The organism is Pseudomonas sp. LS-2, from assembly GCF_003605735.1.
Classification (GTDB): domain Bacteria; phylum Pseudomonadota; class Gammaproteobacteria; order Pseudomonadales; family Pseudomonadaceae; genus Aquipseudomonas.
In genome coordinates, this window is the sequence record NZ_QXTJ01000043.1 from 167,812 (window position 1) to 189,790 (window position 21,979).

The window sequence follows — 21,979 nt, forward strand, 5'->3', positions numbered from 1 at the left end:
ACGGCGTTGAATAGTAGCGCCAGCACTGTCGATTCAATACGACCTCTGGGTATATCGAGTCGCTGGTCATCCGTTTCTCTGTTGGGGGGGGCATTAACACGCAGGCTACCGCTGCGCTACCTGATTCACCCCGCTCGCATCCCATCCACCGCCGAGGGCCTTGTAGATCGCGACGATGCCGCGGTACTGGTCGGTCTCGCCCTGAGCCTGGGAGTCTTCCGCGGCCAGGCGCTCGCGCTGGGCATCGAGCAACACCAGGTAATCCGCCGTGCCTTCGCGGTATTGGATCGCGGCAAGATCGGCAGCTTTACGGCTCGACTCGCTCTGTCTGACCAACGACACCAGCCGCTGTTGGCGTTTGCTGTAATCGCTGAACGCGTTGTCCGACTCCTCCAGCGCCAGCAACACCGTCTGTTCGTAGGTCGCCATCGCCCCTTCGGCGTTGGCCTTGGCGCCGCGCAACCGGGCGCGAACGCTGCCCAGATCGAACGCCGCCCAGCTGATCTGCGGCCCCAGGCCCCAGGCCTGTGCCGCCGATGAGCCGATCTGCGATCCCCTTGCCGCCGTGAACCCGAGAAAGCCGCTCAGGCTGACACGCGGGAACAGGTCCGCCGTGGCGACCCCGACATTGGCCGTGGCGGCCGCCAGTTGACGCTCGGCGCTGCGCACGTCACTGCGACGCTGCAATAATTGACCGGGATCGCCAATCGGCAGGTTCTTCGAAATCGCCGGAAGGTCCTTGGGACTCAGGTCCACGCTCAACTGCTCGGGGCGCTCCCCCAGCAACGTGGCGATGCGGTTGCGCTGATGCACCTGCTCGGCCTGCAACTGCGGAATGGTCGCTTCCACTGCTGCCAGACGCGCGTCGGCGCGCACCACATCGATCTCGTTACCCAGACCCTCATCGCGCAATTGCGCGGTCACGCTACGGGAATCCTGCTGGTTCTTGAGGTTGTCCCGAGCAATCCGCTCGCGCAATTGCGCCCCACGCAGTTGACCGTACGCATCGGCCAGCTCGGCGATCATGCTCACTTTCAACTGTTGCAGATCCGCCAAAGTGGCGTCCTGTTGCGCGGTGCTGGCTTCCAGCTCGCGCTGGATGCGCCCGAACAGGTCGATCTCCCAGGCCATGTCCAGACCCAGATCGTAGCGCTCGATATTCACCCGGTGCTCGGTCTGCCCCGGCACCTGTGCCCTGCCAAGATCACTGCTGACCCGGCTGGTCACCACCGGCAAGGCGTCGTTGCTGATGTCGTCGCGGATCGCCCGGGCCGATTTCCAGCGGGCAAACGCTACGCGCAGATCGCGGTTGCCTTGCAACGAGCGGTCGACCAACTGGTTCAGCGTCGGGTCGTCGAACTGTTGCCACCACACGCTTTCGAAATGGCTGCGGTCATAACGGCCGGCCTGCGAAGAGGTGACCACGGCGTTCGGGGTTTCCGGCGTCTGGTAATCAGGGCCAACGGCGCAGGCGGCCAATGCGAGCGCCAACAGACTGGGCATGAACAGCTTCAGGGTTTTCATCAGTGGGCCTCCGTGTTCAGCGCGCTCGGCGAATGAGCCTGGGCGGCCTTGCGGGCCTTGCCGCGCTCGACAAAGTTACGAATCAGGACGAAGAACACCGGCGTCAGCAACAAACCAAAGAAGGTCACCCCGAGCATGCCGGAGAACACCGCAACGCCCATCGCATGACGCATTTCAGAACCTGCCCCTGTCGACGTCACCAACGGGATCACGCCCATGATGAAGGCGAACGAGGTCATCAGAATCGGCCGCAGACGCATCCGGCACGCTTCCAGTACCGCGTCCAGCGGCGACAGCCCTTCGTCCTGTTTGTCCTTGGCGAACTCGACGATGAGAATCGCGTTCTTGCACGCCAGCCCCACCAGTACGATCAGGCCGATCTGGGTGAAGATGTTGTTGTCGCTGCCGGCAATGATCACCCCGGCGATGGCCGACAACAAGGTCATCGGTACGATCAGGATCACCGCCAGTGGCAGGCTCCAGCTTTCGTACTGAGCCGCCAGCACCAGAAACGCCAGCAACACGCAGAGCGGGAAGACGAACAGCGCGGTGTTGCCGGAAAGGATCTGCTGGAAAGTCAGGTCGGTCCACTCGTAGGTCATGCCACGGGGGAGTTCTTCGGCGAGCAGTTTTTCCATCGCCGCCTGGGCCTGCCCGGAGCTGTAGCCCGGTGCCGGACCGCCGTTGATTTCCGCAGTGATGAAGCCGTTGTAGTGCATCACGCGGTCGGGACCGGACACGTCGCTGACCTTGACGAAGGTTGCCAGCGGAATCATCTCGCCCTTGTCATTGCGCACCTTCAACTGGCCGATCTGCTCTGGGTCCTGACGGAACTGTTGTTCGCCCTGAACGTTGACCTGATAAGTGCGACCGAACCGGTTGAAGTCGTTGGCGTACAGCGAGCCCAGGTAGACCTGCAACGTATCGAAGATGTCACTCACCGCCACGCCGTGGGTCTTGGCCTTTTCCCGGTCAATGGCAGCGTCCACCTGCGGCACGTTCACGGTGTAACTGGTGAACAGGTTCGCCAGCTCCGGAATGCTGCGGCTTTTGGTGATGATGTTCATGGTTTCCTTGTACAGCTCTTCGTAGCCCAGGTTGCCCCGGTCTTCGATTTGCAGGCGGAAACCGCCAATGGTGCCGAGCCCCATCACCGGTGGTGGCGGGAACACAGCGGTGTAGGCCTCCTGAATCCCGGCGAACTTGCCGTTCAGGGAACCGGCAATGGCACCTGCGGACAGGCTCTTGTCGGTGCGCTCTTCGAAGTTACTCAGGCCGATGAACACCACGCCGTTGTTCGGGCTGTTGGTGAAGCCGTTGATCGACAGACCGGGGAACGCCACGGCGCTGTCGAAGCCTGGTTCTTTCATGGCAATGTCGCCCATGCGTTTGATCACGTCTTCGGTGCGATCCAGGCTTGCGGCATCCGGCAGTTGCGCAAAGGTCACCAGGTACTTCTTGTCCTGGGTCGGTACGAAACCGGTGGGTGTGGTCGAGAAGCCCACGTAGGTCAGCGCGATCAGCCCGGCGTAGACCACCAGTGCCACGCCGCTGAGGCGCACCACGCGTCTCACCGTGCCGACGTAGCCATGACTGGCCTTGTCGAACACCCGGTTGAACGGCCGGAACAGCCAGCCAAACAGCGAATCCAGCACCCGCGAGAAACGGTCTTTCGGTACATCGTGGCCCTTGAGCAACACTGCGGCCAACGCCGGCGACAGGGTCAGGGAGTTGAACGCCGAGATCACCGTCGAGATGGCAATCGTCAGTGCGAACTGTTTGTAGAACTGCCCTGTCAGGCCGGAAATGAACGCTGCGGGCACGAACACCGCACACAGCACCAACGCCGTGGCGATGATTGGCCCGGTCACCTCGCCCATGGCCTTCTTGGTCGCCGACACCGGATCAAGTCCCAGCTCAATGTTTCGCTCGACGTTTTCCACCACCACGATGGCGTCGTCCACCACGATCCCGATGGCCAGCACCAGCCCGAACAACGACAGCGCATTGAGGGAGAAACCGAATACGTGCATCACGGCGAAGGTCCCGATCAACGACACCGGAACGGCGACCCGCGGCATGCTCGAGGCGCGCCAGGTTTGCAGGAACAGGATCACCACCAGCACCACCAGAATCAGCGCTTCGAACAGCGTGTGCACCACCGCCTCGATGGAACTGCGCACGAAGATGGTCGGGTCATAGACGATGCTGTAGTCCATGCCTTCGGGGAAGCTCTTCTTCAGCTCGGCCATCTTGGCGCGAACCTGATTGGAGACGTCGATGGCATTGGAGCCGGGGCGCTGAAAGATCGGCATAGCCACGGCCGGCTCGTTGTTCAAACGGGCGCGCAAGGCATAGGCGCTGGACCCCAGCTCGACCCGGGCGATGTCCTTCAAACGGGTGATTTCGCCGTTGGCGCCGGCACGAATGATGACGTTCTCGAATTCCTCCTCGGTCACCAGGCGGCCCTGGGTGTTGATCGACATCTGGAAGCTGGTGGCGCTCGGCGAGGGCGGCGCGCCCAGTTGCCCGGCCGCGACCTGACGGTTCTGTTCACGAATGGCGTTGACCACATCGGTGGCGGTCAGGTTGCGCGAAGCGGTCTTGTTCGGGTCCAGCCACACACGCAGGGAGTACTCGCCCAGGCCCCAGACCTGCGCATCCCCTACCCCGTTCAGCCGTGCCAGTTCGTCCTTCACGTTGAGCGTGGCGTAGTTGGACAGGTAGAGCATGTCGTAGCGCTTGTCCGGCGAGGTGAGGTGCACCAGCAGCGTCAGTTCGGGCGATGCCTTGTCGACAGTGATGCCGATCCGCGTCACTTCTTCCGGCAGTTTTGGCTCGGTGCGGGTCACACGGTTCTGCACCTGCACCTGAGCGTTGTCCAGATCGGTGCCCAGGGCGAAGGTGATGGTCAGCGTGAGCTTGCCGTCTGCCGTGGATTGCGAGGACATGTACAGCATGTTCTCGACACCGGTGATCGCCTGTTCCAACGGCGCGGCTACGGTTTCGCCGATGACTTTGGGGTTGGCGCCGGGAAAGTTGGCCTTGACCACCACGGTCGGCGGCACGACTTCGGGGTATTCGCTGATTGGCAACTGGAACAGCGAGATGGCGCCAGCGATCAGGATCATCAGCGACAGCACGGCTGCGAAGATCGGTCGCTGAATGAAGAACTGGGAAAATTTCATCGTCGTCTGCCTTTATCCGCGAGGGCCGGCAGCGCTGGCGACTTTCGCCGGCGCTGGGGATTTGGGGGTGGACGGGGTGTTCAGCGGTTGGTTGTCTGCAGCCCAGTGGCTTGTAGGTGACGGGCTAGCGGGTGAATTGCCGGTAGGTAAATTGCTGGCTTCGAGGGCGTCGCGTTGCTGGGCCAGTGCGGCGAGGGTTTCGTCGCTGGCCATCGGGCGGTCCTGCGGATCGATGGGCGAACCCGGACGAACGCGCTGCAAACCGCTGATGACGATGCGGTCGTCTTTTTCCAGACCGCTGCGCACGATACGCAGGCCTTCGAGCTTGGGCCCCAGATCGACGCTGCGATAAACCGCCTTGTTGTCCTTGTCGACCACCAGCACGAACTTCTTGCCCAGATCGGTCCCGACCGCCTCGTCCTTGATCAGCGTCGCGGCGTAGGTGCCGCTGCCGACCAGTTTCAAGCGGGCGTAGAGACCTGGGGTGTAACGGCCGTCGGCGTTGTCGAACACGGCGCGACCGCGAATGGTCCCGGTGCGCGGGTTGACCTGGTTGTCGACGAAGTTCATCTGCCCCTGATGCTTGTTGTCCGCCTCGTTGGACAGGCCCATGTACACCGGCGTCGTCGTCCCGCGCTTGCCGTCGCGAGACAGCTGGTTGTACTTGAGGAACACGCGCTCATCGGCATCGAAGTAGGCGTAGACCTTGTCAGTGGAAACCAGGCTGGTGAGGATCGTCTGGTCGGCGGTGACCAGGTTGCCCGCCGTGATTTCCGCCCGGCTGACACGGCCGGTGATGGGCGCGGTGACGTGGGTAAAGCTCAGGTTCAGGCGAGCCAGATCGAGCTGAGCCTGAATGGCGGCGACGGCGGCCCTGGACTCCTGCGCGGTGGTGGACCGTGAGTCGGCCAGCTCCGCCGAGATCGCGTTATTGGTGCGCAGACGCTCGCCACGCTCGGCTTCATTGTTGCTGCGAACCGACGCCGCCTTGGCCTGTTGCAACTGTGCTTCGAGCCGATGGACCTCGGCTTCGAACGGGCGCGGGTCAATCTGGAACAGCAGATCGCCCTTCTTCACCAGCGCGCCATCGATGAACGCCACCGAGTCGATCTGGCCGGAAACGCGAGGGCGCACTTCGACGGTCTCGGGGGCTTCCAGGCGGGCAGTGACTTCGTCCCACTCGATGACCGGTTGTTGCAGCACCCTGGCGACATCCACCTTGGGCGCCGACGGTGCCTGCGCGGCGGCCGAGGGGCCCTTGTCACAGGCGCTGACCAAGACCAGCGCCAATGCCGCAAGGGGATAACGAAGAAGTGTCAGTGACTGTTGCATTGCTCTGCCCGCCAGGTGGTTAAAGAATTGCCGGATTGTGTGGTAGCGCGACCCGGTCTACGAATTGAATGAATTCAATGCTGATATCAGCTTGAATGATAGTTGTAATGTAAATCACGAACAGACCGACTAGCGCGTCTATTCCGCGCCTCTCAGCCGTTCATCCTGATCGTGATGGAAATGTTTTTTCTGCAGCGGTCCGGCTAAAGAAACATAACGATCCGCGACCGCAACCAGCGCTCGGCCAGATCGTTGTCCTTGTCCAGGGTCCAGACCATGTGCACCGCCAGATCCTCCAGCTGAATCGGCAAGGCCTGGGTACGCAACTGACCGTTTGCGGTCAGCACCTGAGCGACATAATCGGGCACCGCCGCGACCAGATCGGTGCCTTCGAGCAATGCGCCCAGGCTGTTGAACTGCGGCACGGCCAGCACCACTCTGCGCTCGCGACCGATCCGCCGCAGGGCGTCATCGACAAACCCCACTGTCCCGCCAGCGAAGGACACCAGCGCATGGGGGCGTTTGCAGAACTCGTCCAGATCGATGTCACCCGGCGCCTGGTCGCCGCGCAACAGAACGATCCGCGTGCTGCGCAGGTTGCGGCGTTTCGCGGCGGCCGGCAGTTCGGTGGTGTAACCCACGCCCAAGGTCACTTCGCCCGAGGCGAGCAATCTGGGCATCTGCAGGTAATTGGCGCGGCGCACGACCAGGGAAACGCCCGGTGCTTCGGCACGTATGCGCTTGAGCAGTCGGGGCAACAAGGCGAATTCGACGTCGTCATTCAGGCCGATGCGAAACACGCGATCGCTGGTCGCGGCATCGAACGCGCTCGGGCGCTGGACCGCCATGGCGATGGATTCCAGCGCCGGACCGAGCAGCCGGGCGATTTCTTCGGCGCGAGGCGTGGGTTGCATGAAGCGTCCCGAGCGGCGAAACAACGGGTCGTCGAACAGCAGCCGCAGTCGCGCCAGCGCAGAACTGACCGCAGGCTGGCCGAGGAACAGCCGTTCAGCGGCCAGACTGACGCTTCGAGCGTGCATCAGCGCTTCGAAGATCAGCAGGAGATTGAGGTTGATATGGCGCAGGTCAGTGCGGTTCATGGACGCAAACTCGGCTTTGATTACGGTCATCATACTTAAAAATCGAGTGAGCAGAAGTCAAAGGTTGCGTTGAGTGATGAGCGACGGGCTGAGGGGATGGCAGCGATGGGGACTGGACGCTAAACCGCTGTTCCATGATCGATGCCGCGCACCCCGCCACGACGGACGCAGAGCGTCCTGCCCCGCATACCCACGCGGAGCGTGGGCACGATCAAGAGTTTTCGTTTTTCATTTTCGTTGCCGTTGCCGTTGCCGTTGCCCCTGCCGTTGATCTTGATCTTGATCTTGATCTTGATCTTGATCTTGGTACGCAATGGTCCAGACGACACAAAACGCGACTTGGGTGCAGGCCGAACGCAGGCGGCGCTGCGTGGGCCGAGCGGCATGGATGCCGCGAGAGCCGCCCCCCGCCATGGATGGCGGATGGCGGCGGGCCCACGCAGCGTCGCCGGAGTGAGGGAACCCGACGAAGTCGGGCCAAACCAGGAGCAGGGCCTTTTGGTTACTTTTTGGCTCTTGAAAAAGTAACTCGCCGAAGGCGAAACAGCCCTGGCGTTAGCCAGGACCCAATACCAGCGAACTCAGCGAACTCAGCGAACTCAGCGAACTCAGCAACTCAACAACACTTGGGCCCAGCCTTCCCGCCATACCGCGCATCCTGCCGCTCCCGGAAGAACACCTCGTACGACATCACCGGCTGATCCGGATGAGTCCTCTGCATATGCTCCACATAATTATCATAATCAGGCATGCCCACCATCAGACGGGCCGCCTGCCCAAGATACTTACCCAGACGACTCAAGTCATTGAACATCAGCGCGCTTCCGGCATCGCCTGGAACGGCGCTTCCTTGTCACTGCGCTCCTTCTTGACCCACGCCGCACGACCCACCTTCACCGCATAGAACAGAATGCTCAACACCACGAACAGGAACAACGTGGTCAGCGCCGCGTTTGTGTACGCGTTGAAAATCACATGCTGCATCTGATCGACAGTCTTGGCCGGAGCCAGAATCTGACCCGCATCAGCGGCCGTGCTGTACTTCTTCGCCAGGGCCAGGAAACCAACGGCCGGGCTTGGGTCAAACAGCTTGATGAAACCTGCGGTCACGGTGCAAATCAACAGCCACGACGCCGGGAGAATGGTGACCCACACGTACTGCTGACGCTTCATCTTGATCAGAACCACCGTCGCCAGCATCAACGCGATACCTGCCAGCATCTGGTTGGAGATACCGAACAGCGGCCACAGGGTGTTGATGCCGCCCAGCGGATCGATCACGCCTTGATACAGCAGATAACCCCACAGCGCCACGCAACCACCGGTGCCGATGATGTTCGCCGTCCAGGATTCAGTGCGCTTGAGCGCTGGCACGAAGCTGCCCAGCAGGTCTTGCAGCATGAAACGACCGGCACGGGTACCGGCGTCGACAGCGGTCAGGATGAACAGTGCTTCGAACAGGATCGCGAAGTGGTACCAGAACGCCATGGTGTTCTGGCCTGGCAGCACCTGGTGCAGGATTTGCGCGATACCCACCGCCAACGTCGGCGCACCACCGGCACGGGCCAGAACAGTGTTCTCACCGATGTCCTTGGCCACTGCGGTCAGGGTGTCTGGAGTGATCGCGAAGCCCCAGCTGGTGATGGTCTGAGCCACCGTCACCACATCGCCGCCGACCACAGCCGCCGGGCTGTTCATGGCGAAGTACACGCCCGGGTCGATGACCGAAGCGGCGACCATCGCCATGATTGCCACGAAGGATTCCATCAGCATGCCGCCGTAACCGATATAACGCGCGTTCTTCTCGTTATCCAGCAGCTTGGGCGTGGTGCCCGAAGAAATCAGCGCGTGGAAACCCGACACCGCACCACAGGCGATGGTGATGAACAGGAACGGGAACAGTGCGCCTTTCCAGACCGGGCCGGTGCCGTCGGTGAACTGGGTCAGGGCCGGCATTTTCAGCTCGGGCGCCAGAATCAGGATGCCGATCGCCAAGGCGACGATGGTGCCGATCTTCAGGAACGTAGAGAGGTAATCACGTGGCGCCAGCAGCAGCCAGACCGGCAGCATCGCAGCGACGAAACCGTAACCGACCAGCATCCAGGTGATCTGCACGCCAGTGAAGGTGAACGCATGGGCCCACTCAGGGCTGGCAGCGACCTGACCACCGGCCCAGATCGACAGCAGCAACAGCACGACCCCGATGATCGAGATTTCACCGATACGGCCCGGACGGATGTAGCGCATGTACACGCCCATGAACATCGCGATCGGGATGGTCGCAAGCACGGTAAACATGCCCCACGGGCTTTCAGCCAAGGCCTTGACCACGATCAGCGCCAGCACCGCGAGGATGATGATCATGATCAGGAAGCAGCCGAACAAGGCGATGGTGCCGGGGACGCGGCCCATCTCTTCGCGGACCATGTCGCCCAGCGAGCGGCCGTTACGGCGCGTGGACAGGAACAGGATCATGAAGTCCTGCACCGCACCGGCCAGCACAACACCGGCGATCAGCCAGAGCGTACCGGGCAGATAACCCATCTGCGCGGCGAGCACCGGGCCGACCAGCGGGCCAGCGCCGGCGATGGCGGCGAAGTGGTGACCGAAGAGGATGTGTTTGTTGGTCGGAACATAATCCAGGCCGTCATTATTGATCACCGCGGGCGTGGCCCGGGTCGGATCGAGTTGCATGACGTGATTGGCGATGAACAGACTGTAGTAGCGGTACGCAACCAGATAGATGGCGACAGCAGCGACGACGATCCAGAGTGCGTTGATGGCTTCGCCGCGGCGCAGCGCGACGACACCCAAGGCGCATGCCCCAAGGGCAGCGACGGCGAACCAACCCAGATGTTTGGTCAGTCGGGTCATTGTGGGTCTCCTGCCCAAGCTCATGGCTTGTGGCGTAATTGTTATTGTGTGCCCCGGGATAACGGAGCGTCGCCACTATCCACGCTGCTGTCACCAAGAGAAATTCGTACTACTACGGGATCTTCTGCGTAGTACTACGCAGATGCTTGCCATTGAACCGCTTCTGCCGAAGGCGTGGGAGATTCCATGCACTCAGACAAGCCCCTCAAGGCGCTCGCCGCATGGCTTCTGATTCTGGCCAAAGGCCGTGGGAGCCTGACTTGTCGGCGATCGGCTGCGCAGCAGTCGTAAGATCATCTCCCCCCGTTCTTCCTGACACACCATCTTCTGAGCATTTACTGCCGGTCCCCGGCAGATCGTCGGCAAGCCGGCCTCCCACGCCCTTCGGGCATCAATCACAGTGTGACCGGCGCGCAGACAGGTGCGACCGCCCGCCATAGCGTGTCTAATACCGTCCACAACAACACCCCGCCCCGCTGGACGCCAAGACCATGCAACTCAAACACAAGATCGTCGCCCTGGGCATCCTGCCGCTGATCCTTGCCGTGTCGGTGATCTGCGCGCTGGTCATCGTGCAGAACCAGCGCCTGGGCGAGCAGCAGGCGCAGTTGATCGAAGACAGCATCCTGGCCAGCAAGCGCGCCGAGCTCAAGAACTACGTCGAAATGGCCATGAGCGCCCTGGCGCCGATCTACGACAGCGGCCGCAACGACGAACAGACCAAACAGCAAGTGCTCGAAGAGCTGTCCAAGCTGAGCTTCGGCATCGACGGCTATTTCTTCGTCTATGACGAGCACGGTCGCAGCCTGATGCACCCTCGCCAGGCGGCGCTGGTCGGCAAGGACTTGTGGAACATGACCGATCCCCAGGGCCTGCTGGTGATCCGCGCGTTGCTGAAAAGCGCCCAATCCGGCGACGGTTTTCAGCACTACGCCTGGGAAAAACCCTCCACCGGCCAGGTCACCGACAAGCTCGCCCACGTGGTCATGCTCAAGCGCTGGGGCTGGATGCTCGGCACCGGGATCTATCTGGAAGACGTCGAACGCGCCACCCAGCAGGCGCGCCATGAAGTGGCTCGGGGGATCTACGCCACCATGCTCGACATCGGCGCCGTGGCGTTGATCGCGGTGTTGCTGGTGTTCATCTGCGGCGTCACCCTGAACGCCAGCGAACACCGGCTGGCCGACCGCAAGCTGCAAATGCTCAATCAGCGCATCATGAACCTGCAGGAAGAAGAGCGCTCGCGGCTGTCGCGGGAGCTGCACGACGGCATCAGTCAGGTGCTGGTGTCGATCAAATTCCAGTTCGAACTGGCGGGCCTGCAACTGGAAGGCAACGACCAGCGCGGCCTGGACACCTTGCGACAAGGCACCGAGCGGCTGGGGGACGCCATCGGCGAAATCCGCACCATCTCCCACGACCTGCGCCCTTCCCTGCTCGACACCCTGGGCCTTGCCGCCGCCGTCACCCAACTGGTGGCCGAGTTCGAGCAGCAAACCGGGCTGACCATCCACTACACCCACAACCTGAACAACCTGAAACTGGCGGAAGGTGCGCCGGTCGCGCTGTTCCGCATCCTTCAGGAAGCGCTGACCAACATCGAGCGCCACGCCCACGCGCAGAACGTCTACATCGACCTGCAAGGCACGAAAAAACAGGTGCAACTGACCGTTCGCGACGACGGCGTCGGCTTTCGGGTCGATGTTGCGAACCTGCAAGAGATACAGGGTGGCATCGGTTTGCGTAATATTCGCGAGCGCGTCGAACATTTCCACGGTCAGCTCAATCTGTACTCCACGCCGGGGCACAGTGAATTGACCGTGACCATGCCGATCAGCGTCACCGCCTGACGTCCTTCATCCACACAGGAACCGATCCCCGATCATGAGCGCCAGCCAGACCATCCGTATCGCCCTGGTCGACGACCATTCTCTGGTCCGCGACGGCGTGCGCGCCCTGCTCTCCACCCGTCCGCTGTTCGAAGTGGTGGGTGAAGCCGAGAACGCTGCGCAGGCGTTGACGATGTGCGAAGAGGTCAAACCCGACATCCTGCTGGTGGACATCGGCTTGCAGGACATGAACGGCCTGGAGCTGACACAACTGATCCGCCAGCGCTGCCCGGCGATCAAGATTCTGATCCTGAGCATGTACGACAATCAGGAATACGTCGTCACCTCGATCCGCGCCGGCGCCAGCGGCTATGTGCTGAAGAATGCGCCATCGAGGGAAATCGTCGCCGCCATCGAGGCCATCGCCACTGGCGGCACGTTCTACAGCGCCGAAGTGACGCTGAAACTGGTGTCGAAAAAAACCGAAGAAAACGAGCTGACCCCGCGCGAAGTGCAGGTGCTGGTGGGTCTGGCCAAAGGGCTGGACAACAAGACCATCGCCCGCGACCTGGCGATCAGCGTGCGAACCGTCGAGACCCACCGTTTGAGCATCCGCCGCAAATTGAAAGTCGACAAACCGGCGGGGCTGGTGAAGTACGCGATGGAGCATGGGTTGTTGTTGCCGTGACTGCCCATGACACCCTCCACAATTCCCCCGTATAACCCCGTAGCAGTCCGGCTTGCCGGCGGTTGCGATCTTGAAGACGCCACCGCCGGCAAAAGGAACGTCGCCCGGCCGGACTGCTACAGGACATTCGGAGAGCTGATCCCGACTCACCCCTGCGGTAATGCCTTCTGCGCCGTCTCCTGATCCACCGGCAAGTCAAACCTGAACGTCGCGCCCTGCCCCGGCACATCCACCAGTTCAATCCGGTGCCCATGCAATTGCAGAATCTGGTGCACGATCCGCAGACCCAACCCGCCATCGCGCCGGGCACCGCCGATATTGAACGGCCGCAGGAACAACCCTTCGCGCAACTCGGCGGCAATCCCCGGTCCGCTGTCACTGACGGTCACCTCGACAAAACGCTCTTTCGGCGACAGCGACACCCTGACCTCGCCGCCGTGGGGCGTATGGCGCAGGGCGTTGTCCAGCAGGTTGGTCAGCACCCGTTCGATCAACCCCAGATCGGCATGCACGCCGGGAATCGAAGGCGCAAACTGCGGCGTCAGGGTCACGGCCTTGGCCTCGGCACTGAGTTCGAACTTCTGGAAGATGTCCTGCACCAGATCGGTCAGCGAGAAGCGCTCGACCACCGGCACCACGAAACCGTGCTCCAGCCGCACCAGCTCCAGTAACGACTGCGCCAGTCCCCCGACCTTGCGGCTCTGATCCAGCGCAATGCCCAGATAACGCCGCCGCTCTTCGGGGCTCAGGCTGGCGTCCTTGACTGACAGCACCTCCAGATAGCCGTGCAGCGATGCCAGAGGTGTACGCAAATCGTGGGAGATGTTCGCCACCAGTTCACGGCGGTCCTGGCTCTGTCGGGTCAGGGTCTGCCATTGCTCGCTCAGACGGTTTTGCATCTGCTTGAAGGTTGCATCCAGCACCGCGATTTCATCGTGGCCCGGACGCGGCGCCTCCACCGTTTCGGCCGAAATCGCCACCGGCGCGGCATTAATGTCAAAGCGACCCACCGAATCGGTCAGACGCCGCAGCGGCCGGGTGATCCAGCCAAAGGCTGCAAGGCCGGCGAGCAGACACAGCAAGGCGATCAGGCCAATCGACCACAGTGCGGTATTCAACGCCTCGCTGGTGGCGCCGCGCTCGGCGAAACGGTCATGGGCCTCGCCCAGCAGCACGACGTACAAAAAGCCCGATGGCTTGCCCGTCACCATCAGCGGCGCGGCACTGAACACCTTGCGCGCGTCCAGGCTGCGCGGATCATCCCCCAGAATCGGCAGGGGCGCGCCACTGAGCAACTGGCGAATCGGCGCCAGGCTGACCCGGTCGCGCACGATCCGGTCCTTGGGCGCGGCATCGCCGACGATCTTGCCGTCCATGTCCAGCAGGTAAACCTCGACGCTGGGGTTGACCAGCATCAACTGACTGAACAGTTCGCGCACTGCATCGGGTTTCAGGCCATTGGCGTCCATCAACTGGGTGTCGCGAGCGATGTGCTGCGCCAGATCACGAGACAGGCCCTGCACCACTTCCAGCTCGTGCATTTTGTTCGAACGCACCTGCAACAACACCGAGGTGCCGCAGCAGATCAGCAACAGCAGCGCGAACACCAGTGACAGGCGCTGGGTCAGGGTCATGTTCACGATGCGTCCCCCGACAAGTCACCTGGCGTTGCGAACTTGTAACCTCGGCCCCACACCGTGAGGATGCGCAACGGCTGCGCCGGATCGGCTTCGATCTTGGCGCGCAGGCGGTTGATGTGGGTGTTGACGGTGTGCTCGTAGCCTTCGTGGTTGTAGCCCCAGACCGAATTGAGCAGGTCCAGCCGGGAGAACACCTTGCCCGGTTGCCGGGCGAAGAAATAAAGCAGGTCGAATTCTCGTGGTGTCAGGTCCAGCGGGCGGCCTTCCAGCGACGCTTCTCGGGTCAGCGGGTCGATGAACAAACCGGCGCTGGACAGACTGCCCGCGTCGATCTTCAGGTTGCGCGCCATGGCATCGACCCGGCGCAGCAACGCCTTGACCCGTGCCACCAGCTCCATCATCGAGAAGGGTTTGGCGAGGTAGTCATCGGCGCCTAGCTCAAGGCCGAGGATACGGTGCATCTCGCTGGAGCGGGCGCTGGTAATGATGATCGGCGTGTAGCGAGTCATGGCACGGGCGCGGCGACAGATTTCCAGGCCGTCCACGCCAGGCAGCATCAGGTCCAGAATCAGCGCATCCCAGCCGCCCTGTTCCAGCAGGCGCAGGCCTTTCTCGCCATCGGCGCTGTGCACCACGTCGAAATGCTCGTCCCGCAGATGCAGGCAAATCAGGTCGGCGATATGGCTATCGTCCTCGACCACCAGAATGCGTTTGGGCTGATCCATTGAAAGCAAACCTTACGGGCGCATCGGTCGCGCAATGGGGCCATTGTGCCGATTTTGTCGGCGGGCAGTTATCACGAATTGTTTAACTCTCGGTGAGGATTCCGGGAACAGCGCGCGCCTAACCTTGGTTCATCGCATCACAGGTCTGGTCTGAACCCAGAGCAGCCCGTGCCAAGGAGACCATCATGCTTTCAAGAAGACAGTTCATGGTGCTGAGCAGCAGCGCCGGGGTCGCCGCCATCGCATTGGGCGTGCTGCCCAAGTTTGCCGATGGCCAAACCCTGACACCTCAAGACTCGCCAATCGGCAGCTTCGAAGTCAGCCACAGCGACGCCGAATGGCACACGTTGCTCAGCGACGAGCAATTTCAGGTGCTGCGCCGTGAAGCCACCGAGCGCCCTTACAGCAGCCCGCTGAACGACGAGCACCGCAGCGGCACCTTTGCCTGCGCGGGTTGCCAGTTGCAACTGTTTTCCTCGAGCACCAAGTTCGACAGCCACACCGGCTGGCCCAGCTTCTGGGCGCCGCTGGACAACGCCACGGCCATCCGCACCGACACCTCGTTCGGCGTGTTGCGCAAGGAAGTCCATTGCCGCCGCTGCGGCGGGCATCTGGGCCACGTCTTCACCGATGGCCCGAAGCCCACCGGATTGCGCTACTGCATGAACGGCCTGGCGATGAGCTTCGCCGAGCAGGCGTGACTTGGCCAACGCGACACATGCCCCGTAGCAGCACGGCTTGCCGGCGGTGGCGTCAGTGACATCGCTACCGCCGGCGAGCCGGACTGCTACAGGGAGATCATCCCTGTGTACACCGAACAGACTTTCGATCCATCTGAAGGGAATTGCCCCATGCTCCTGATCATCCTCGCCTACCTCGGCGGCGTGCTGACCATCGTCAGCCCGTGCATCCTGCCGGTGCTGCCGTTTGTCTTCGCCCGCACCGGTCAACCTTTCGCGCGCAGCGGCTTGCCGTTGCTGGTGGGCATGGCGGTGACCTTCGCGCTGGTCGCCACCCTGGCGGCGGTCGGTGGTGGCTGGGTCGTCCAGTTGAATCAGTACGGCCGCGGCCTGGCACTGATTTTCGTCGCCTTGTTCGGCCTTACGCTATTGCTGCCGAAACTGGCGGAACGTCTGACTCGGCCTTTGGTGGCAGCGGGCAGTCGACTGTCCGAGAACGCCGGCGTGGACGCCAGGCCCAGCCCGTGGGCGTCGTTCCTGATCGGCGTCGCCACCGGCTTGCTGTGGGCGCCATGCGCCGGTCCCATTCTCGGCCTGGTATTGACCGGCGCCGCGCTGCAAGGCGCGAGTATCGGCACCACCCTGCTGTTGCTGGCCTACGCCGCTGGCGCCGCCACTTCTCTGGCGTTGGCGTTGCTGCTCGGCGGCAAGGTGTTCAGCGCGATGAAACGCTCGCTGGGGGCCGGTGAGTGGATTCGCCGCGGTCTGGGCGCTGCAATGCTCGCGGGTGTCGCGGCCATTGCGCTGGGTCTGGACACCGGCATTCTGGCCCGCGTCTCGACCGCCTCGACCGGTGGTCTGGAGCAGTCGCTGGTGGGCCGGCTCACAGGGCGTTCACCGCAAGACAGCAACGTCATGCAGGGCGGCGCGATGATGGCGCAGAACATCCCCGGTCGCGATGAAGCAGGCGCCAGCATGCAAGCGTCCGGCGCAATGATGATGGCGGCGAAAAACAGCACGCCGAGCCTGCCGGTCGAGGGCCAGTTGCCGTCGCTCGACGGCGCGGTGCAATGGCTGAACTCAGCGCCCCTGACCGCCGAGCAACTGAAAGGCAAAGTGGTGCTGGTGGATTTCTGGACCTACTCCTGCATCAACTGCCTGCGCACCCTGCCCTATGTCAAAGCCTGGGCGGACAAATACCGCGATCAGGGGCTGGTGGTGATCGGCGTTCATGCGCCTGAGTTTGCTTTCGAACGTGACATCAAGAATGTCACCAAAGCCATGACCGACCTGGGCATCCACTACCCGGTCGCCATCGACAACGACTACCGGATCTGGCGCGCCTTCAATAACCAGTACTGGCCAGCGCACTATTTCGCCGACGCTCAAGGCCGCATCCGCTATCACCACTTCGGTGAAGGCGCCTACGACGAATCCGAGCGGGTGATTCAGGAATTGCTGCGCGAAGCCGGTCACCAGCAGATCACCACTGACCTGATCGATGCCAGCGGCAAGGGCGTGCAGCAGGCCGCTGACATGGGTGAGGTCAAATCGCCGGAAACCTACCTGGGTTTCGAACGTGCCGAAAACTTCGTCTCGCCGGGCGGCGCCCAGAGTGACCGCATCGCCCGCTACAGCACGCCGGGCACCCTGGCGCTGAACGACTGGGGCCTGGACGGTCAGTGGAACATCGGGGCCGAGCACGCCAGCCTCAGTGCACCCAACGGCAAGATCGTCTACCGCTTCCATGCCCGTGACCTGCACCTGGTGCTGGGCCCGGGAAGCGACGGCAAGCCGGTACGTTTCAAGGTCATGATCGACGGCAAGGTGCCCGGCGAGTCCCACGGCACCGACGTCGCACCCGACGGCAGCGGCACCGTGACCGAACAGCGCCTCTACCAACTGGTACGCCAGGCGGGTGATGTCGGCGATCACACCTTCAGCATCGAATTCAGCGATCCGGGCGTGTCCGCATACGCCTTCACCTTTGGTTGATTCCCCATCGTTTCAGGAGTGTCAGACATGAAAGACTTCAGCGTTTCCCGCCTCACCTCCACCCTGCCCGCCTGGCGCCGCAACGGCCTGCGCCTGCTACTCGGCGCGGCACTGCTGCAAACCGCCGCGTGCTCGTTCGCCGCTGAAGATGCAGTGAGCATCGCACCGCCGCAGAAGGACGAAATGGTCAGCTCGGCGAAGACCGAAACAGCCGTGTTGGCAGGCGGTTGTTTCTGGGGTGTCCAAGGGGTGTTCCAGCATGTCCAGGGGGTGAAAAAAGTCGTCTCCGGTTATGCCGGGGGCAAGGCCGATACCGCGCAGTACGAACGGGTCAGCGAAGGCGATACCGGGCATGCCGAATCGGTGGAAGTCACCTTCGACCCGTCACAGGTCAGTTACGGCACGCTGCTGCAAATCTTCTTCTCGGTCGCCCATAACCCGACCGAGCTCAATCGCCAGGGCCCCGATCACGGCACGCAATACCGCTCGGCGATCTTCCCGCAAAGCCCGGACCAGCAAGCCGTGGCCCAGGCTTACATCGCACAACTGGATGCGGCCAAATCATTCAATGCGCCAATCGTCACCAAAGTCGAGTCCTATAACGGCTTCTACCCGGCCGAGGACTATCACCAGAATTTCCTCACCACGCACCCGACCTATCCCTACATCGTGATCAACGACCTGCCCAAGGTCGGGCAACTCAAGCAACTGTTCGCCGACCGCTACAGCGAACAGCCGGTGTTGCTCAAGACCGGGCAGTAATCAAGTCCCTGTGTTTGTCATGTGCCTGACATCGCACCGTAGCAGCACGGCTTGCCGGCGGTGGCGTTGACTCAGGCAGCATGTGCGCCACTGACCCACCGCTACCGCCGGCAAGCCGGACTGCTACGAGATGTGCTGGCGGGTCACAGACCTGTACAAACCAAAGTATGACCATCAAAAACCTACGTATCAGCACGCGGTACGAAGGTACAAGTGACGCCGATCATGGGTAGGCATACCTTTGAATCATTCCTGTCATCCAGGCACAACCTCTCTGAAAGCTGTGGGAAACAGACCGTACCGGACAGGCCCGTAAAGACACTTGCGAGGAAACTCACATGTTTGCCGACATCGATCCACGCTCTGAGCTGCATGCCGAATTCGCCGCTGACGCCCACGGCCTGTACACCACCCTTCATGGCCGCGAGCGTGAACGGTTTCTCGAACTGTTGGACGAGCACCTGCAGACCACTCGCCAGGTCGGTGGGTTTGCCCGCGAAGTGCGCTGGCGTCTGCGCAAACTGAACTACCAGGCGATCAAGGAACTCTTCAAGGGTCTCGATCTGTCGACTCAACAGTTCATGCAGTTCCTGCAGGCCAGGATCAACGGGCTGGAGGGCGGCGCTTCTCAGGACAACCTCCCCGCCGTGCCGCTGGCCGACGCTGAACAGGCCACGGGTTTTCGCGAGTGCTTCAAGGAAATTCATCAGGCCTCGCAGCAGCTGACGGTGTTGACCGCACGGGCCCAGCGCTTCATGGACATTGCCGTCGATTGCGGGGACTACGCCACCGCCAATCTGGTCAGCGAACTGCTTTACCGGACCAACCAGCTGATCTGCAAGATCAAACTGGACATTCCTTCCGGCGCCTCATTCACCAGTGAGTGCCGCCAGTCTCCTCGCCCGCACACTTGGTTTTCGACCATGGAGGTCTGGGCTCAAAGCCCCGGGCTCATGGGCGTGACCGCCGCAGAGAGCTATCGCTTTTGAGCGGTCGCCTTACCGATTCTCTCCTCCCTTTGGCGCCCGAACAGGGCGCTTTTTTTATGCCAGAGGAATGGTCATCAAAAAGGCGCACGATAATCCAATAACCGAACGGCTGAACCCATAAGACTAAACGATCCTAAACCGGAGCCTGAGCATGAACAAACTTACAACAGTGGCGGGTGCACCCGTCGTTGATAACCAGAATTCACAATCGGCCGGCCCTCGCGGCCCCCTGATGCTGCAGGACGTATGGCTGCTGGAGAAACTGGCCCACTTCGACCGCGAAGTGATCCCGGAGCGGCGCATGCACGCCAAGGGTTCTGGCGCGTTCGGCACGTTCACCGTGACCCACGACATCAGCCGCTACACCAAGGCGCAGCTGTTCTCGCAAATCGGCAAGCAGACCGATATCTTCATCCGTTTTTCGACGGTGGCCGGTGAACGTGGCGCCGCCGACGCCGAGCGCGACATTCGTGGCTTCGCCATCAAGTTCTACACCGAACAGGGCAACTGGGATCTGGTGGGCAACAACACCCCCGTGTTCTTCCTGCGCGACCCGCTGAAATTTCCCGACCTGAACCACGCGATCAAACGCGACCCGCGCACCAACATGCGCAGCGCCGACAACAACTGGGATTTCTGGAGCTCGCTGCCTGAAGCCCTGCACCAGGTCACGGTGGTGATGAGTGATCGCGGCCTGCCAAAGTCCTATCGCCACATGCACGGCTTCGGCAGCCACACGTTCAGCTTCATCAGCCCGCAGAACGAGCGTTTCTGGGTCAAGTTCACCCTGAAAACCCAGCAAGGCATCGAAAACCTCACCGATCAGGAAGCCGCCGATCTGGTGGCCGGTGATCGTGAAACGCACCAGCGCGACCTGTACGACAGCATCGAAAAAGGCGACTTCCCGCAGTGGAAGATGTTCGTGCAGATCATGCCGGAGCAGGACGCCAGCACCTACAAGATCCATCCGTTCGACCTGACCAAGGTCTGGCCGCACGCGGACTACCCGCTGATCGAAGTCGGCACCCTGGAACTGAACCGCAACTCGGAAAACTATTTCCACGACGTCGAACAGGCCGCCTTCAACCCGGCCAACGTCGTACCAGGCATCAGTTTCTCGCCGGACAAGATGCTGCAAGGCCGCCTGTTCTCCTATGGCGATGCACAGCGTTATCGCCTGGGGGTCAACCATCACCAGATCCCGGTCAACACCCCGAAATGCCCGGTCAACAGTTATCACCGCGACGGTCAGATGCGCGTCAACAGCAACGCCGGTGGCACTATCGGCTACGAGCCCAACAGCAAGGGCGCGTGGGTCGAGCAACCGGACTTCTCCGAACCGCCACTGGCACTGCAGGGCGCAGCCGCGAACTGGGACTTCCGCCAGGACGATGACGATTACTACTCCCAGCCCCGCGCGCTGTTCCGTTTGATGAGCCCGGCCCAACAGCAAGTGCTGTTCGACAACACTGCGCGCGCCATCAGCGGCGCCTCGGCACTGGTCAAGCAGCGTCACATCGATAACTGCACCAAGGCCGATCCGGCCTACGGCGCGGGGGTCGCGGCGTCCATCGAACGCATCGGCTGACGACATTCGGCGTTGACACAAAAGGGGTGTTCGGGCGACGGTACGAACACCCCTTTTTTCTTGCGCCCTTTTCACCCGAGTGCCGGCCATGAACGAACTCCAGCAATTGAACGAAAGCCATGGCCTGTTACTGGTGTTTGTCAACGTACTGCTGGAACAGATCGGCTTGCCGGTGCCGGCCTATCCAACGCTGATCGTCACCGGCGCACTGGCCATGCAGAGCAAACCGCTGCTGGGCGCTGGCGTGCTGGTCGCCATGTTCGCCTGCCTGATCGCCGATGGCCTGTGGTACTGGGCCGGTAAACGTTACGGCGGCGTGTTGCTCAAATCCATCTGCAAGATTTCCCTGTCTCAGGACACCTGCATCCGCCAGGGCCTGACCGTTTACGACCGGGTCGGTCCACGGGCGATGCTGCTGTCCAAATTCCTGCCGGGCGCCGGTGCGCTGGTGACCACGGTCGCCGGAATGAACGGCACACCGCTCGCGATTTTCATGCGCTATTCCCTGGCCGGGTCGTTCATCTGGGCCGGCTCGGCGCTGTTACTGGGCATGCTGTTCACCGACGCGATCATTCCCCTGCTGGGCTGGCTGACCGGCTACCTGCCGCTGGCCATCGGCGGCGTACTGGCGGCGTTTGCACTGTTTCTGGGCTGGAAATACTGGAAACGCCGTCGCCTGCTGGCGCGAACCTCACAAGTGCCACGCATCAGCGTCCCGCAACTGCTGGCCCTGCGCGACACGGTCGATGCGCCGGTGATCATCGACGTACGCCCGACCTTTCACACAGCGGTCATCGAAGGGATTCCCGGCGCGGTCTCCATCAGCCTCGAAGAACCGCTGGAACCCTGGGTCGAGAAACTGGGCGATGTCGACATGGTCTTCTACTGCGCCTGCCCGAACGAGCTGTCGGCGGCGTTACTGGCGCAAAAACTCCACGCCCACGGCCTGACCCGAGGCAAAGCGCTGACCGGCGGGCTCGACGCCTGGCGCAACGCACAGATCGAACCGGATGCAGCTGGCGAAACTGCCACAGCCTGATCAATCGCCGACAAGTCGGCTCTCTG

General features: G+C 62.1%; 17 protein-coding genes. 8 read left to right on the forward strand and 9 right to left on the reverse strand.

The annotated features are described in order from the left end of the window. Nucleotides 1–105: 105 nt before the first annotated feature. The 7 genes from D3M70_RS28095 to D3M70_RS28125 all read right to left on the reverse strand — a co-directional run bounded on the left by D3M70_RS28095 (nucleotide 106) and on the right by D3M70_RS28125 (nucleotide 10,018). Nucleotides 106–1,524 (reverse strand): efflux transporter outer membrane subunit, encoded by a 1,419-nt coding sequence (locus D3M70_RS28095; protein ID WP_120129171.1) that lies wholly within the window; start codon nucleotides 1,522–1,524, stop codon nucleotides 106–108. Then, the gene (locus tag D3M70_RS28100; RefSeq protein WP_120129172.1) at nucleotides 1,524–4,712 is read right to left on the reverse strand and encodes an efflux RND transporter permease subunit; all 3,189 of its coding nucleotides are present in this window, start codon (nucleotides 4,710–4,712) and stop codon (nucleotides 1,524–1,526) included. The genes D3M70_RS28095 and D3M70_RS28100 overlap by 1 nt, the downstream gene beginning before the upstream one ends. 12 nt (nucleotides 4,713–4,724) lie before the next feature. After that, nucleotides 4,725–6,044, reverse strand: a complete 1,320-nt coding sequence (mexE, locus tag D3M70_RS28105; protein ID WP_120129174.1) for a multidrug efflux RND transporter periplasmic adaptor subunit MexE — start codon at nucleotides 6,042–6,044, stop codon at nucleotides 4,725–4,727. A gap of 203 nt (nucleotides 6,045–6,247) precedes the next feature. Next, nucleotides 6,248–7,144 (reverse strand): LysR family transcriptional regulator, encoded by an 897-nt coding sequence (locus D3M70_RS28110; protein ID WP_120129259.1) that lies wholly within the window; start codon nucleotides 7,142–7,144, stop codon nucleotides 6,248–6,250. Between the two features lie 119 nt (nucleotides 7,145–7,263). After that, nucleotides 7,264–7,530 (reverse strand): hypothetical protein, encoded by a 267-nt coding sequence (locus D3M70_RS28115; protein ID WP_120129176.1) that lies wholly within the window; start codon nucleotides 7,528–7,530, stop codon nucleotides 7,264–7,266. Nucleotides 7,531–7,760: 230 nt separating this feature from the next. Beyond that, nucleotides 7,761–7,958 (reverse strand): YbdD/YjiX family protein, encoded by a 198-nt coding sequence (locus D3M70_RS28120; protein ID WP_120129177.1) that lies wholly within the window; start codon nucleotides 7,956–7,958, stop codon nucleotides 7,761–7,763. Further along, entirely contained in the window at nucleotides 7,958–10,018 is a 2,061-nt protein-coding gene (locus D3M70_RS28125; RefSeq protein WP_120129179.1) for a carbon starvation CstA family protein, read from the reverse strand. The genes D3M70_RS28120 and D3M70_RS28125 overlap by 1 nt, the downstream gene beginning before the upstream one ends. A 491-nt stretch (nucleotides 10,019–10,509) precedes the next feature. Here D3M70_RS28125 and D3M70_RS28135 point away from each other — a divergent pair, with 491 nt between their 5' ends. Both D3M70_RS28135 and D3M70_RS28140 read left to right on the forward strand, forming a co-directional pair. Further along, complete coding sequence (locus D3M70_RS28135; RefSeq protein WP_120129182.1) at nucleotides 10,510–11,868, forward strand: cache domain-containing protein; 1,359 nt, start codon at nucleotides 10,510–10,512, stop codon at nucleotides 11,866–11,868. Nucleotides 11,869–11,902: 34 nt separating this feature from the next. Further along, nucleotides 11,903–12,535, forward strand: coding sequence for a response regulator transcription factor (locus D3M70_RS28140; RefSeq protein WP_120129183.1), 633 nt, complete (start codon nucleotides 11,903–11,905; stop codon nucleotides 12,533–12,535). Nucleotides 12,536–12,681: 146 nt separating this feature from the next. Here the strand turns inward: D3M70_RS28140 and D3M70_RS28145 are convergent, their stop codons facing one another. Together D3M70_RS28145 and D3M70_RS28150 are read right to left on the reverse strand one after the other, a co-directional pair. Next, a complete protein-coding gene (locus tag D3M70_RS28145) occupies nucleotides 12,682–14,175 on the reverse strand; it encodes a sensor histidine kinase KdpD (protein ID WP_120129185.1) in 1,494 nt (497 codons plus the stop codon). Next, complete coding sequence (locus D3M70_RS28150) at nucleotides 14,172–14,900, reverse strand: response regulator transcription factor (protein WP_120129187.1); 729 nt, start codon at nucleotides 14,898–14,900, stop codon at nucleotides 14,172–14,174. The genes D3M70_RS28145 and D3M70_RS28150 overlap by 4 nt, the downstream gene beginning before the upstream one ends. A 185-nt stretch (nucleotides 14,901–15,085) precedes the next feature. Here D3M70_RS28150 and msrB point away from each other — a divergent pair, with 185 nt between their 5' ends. The 6 genes from msrB to D3M70_RS28180 all read left to right on the forward strand — a co-directional run bounded on the left by msrB (nucleotide 15,086) and on the right by D3M70_RS28180 (nucleotide 21,953). Beyond that, nucleotides 15,086–15,601: a peptide-methionine (R)-S-oxide reductase MsrB gene (gene msrB / locus D3M70_RS28155; protein WP_120129188.1), complete on the forward strand. Its 516-nt coding sequence runs from the start codon at nucleotides 15,086–15,088 to the stop codon at nucleotides 15,599–15,601. 150 nt (nucleotides 15,602–15,751) lie between these two features. Beyond that, the gene (locus D3M70_RS28160; protein ID WP_120129190.1) at nucleotides 15,752–17,575 is read left to right on the forward strand and encodes a cytochrome c biogenesis protein DipZ; all 1,824 of its coding nucleotides are present in this window, start codon (nucleotides 15,752–15,754) and stop codon (nucleotides 17,573–17,575) included. A gap of 27 nt (nucleotides 17,576–17,602) precedes the next feature. Then, nucleotides 17,603–18,337 (forward strand): peptide-methionine (S)-S-oxide reductase MsrA, encoded by a 735-nt coding sequence (gene msrA, locus D3M70_RS28165; RefSeq protein WP_120129191.1) that lies wholly within the window; start codon nucleotides 17,603–17,605, stop codon nucleotides 18,335–18,337. Nucleotides 18,338–18,675: 338 nt separating this feature from the next. Continuing rightward, a complete protein-coding gene (locus D3M70_RS28170; protein WP_120129193.1) occupies nucleotides 18,676–19,326 on the forward strand; it encodes a hypothetical protein in 651 nt (216 codons plus the stop codon). Nucleotides 19,327–19,477: 151 nt separating this feature from the next. After that, the gene (locus D3M70_RS28175; protein WP_120129195.1) at nucleotides 19,478–20,914 is read left to right on the forward strand and encodes a catalase; all 1,437 of its coding nucleotides are present in this window, start codon (nucleotides 19,478–19,480) and stop codon (nucleotides 20,912–20,914) included. An 88-nt stretch (nucleotides 20,915–21,002) separates the two neighbouring features. Next, complete coding sequence (locus D3M70_RS28180; RefSeq protein WP_120129196.1) at nucleotides 21,003–21,953, forward strand: VTT domain-containing protein; 951 nt, start codon at nucleotides 21,003–21,005, stop codon at nucleotides 21,951–21,953. The last annotated feature ends 26 nt before the right edge of the window (nucleotides 21,954–21,979 follow it).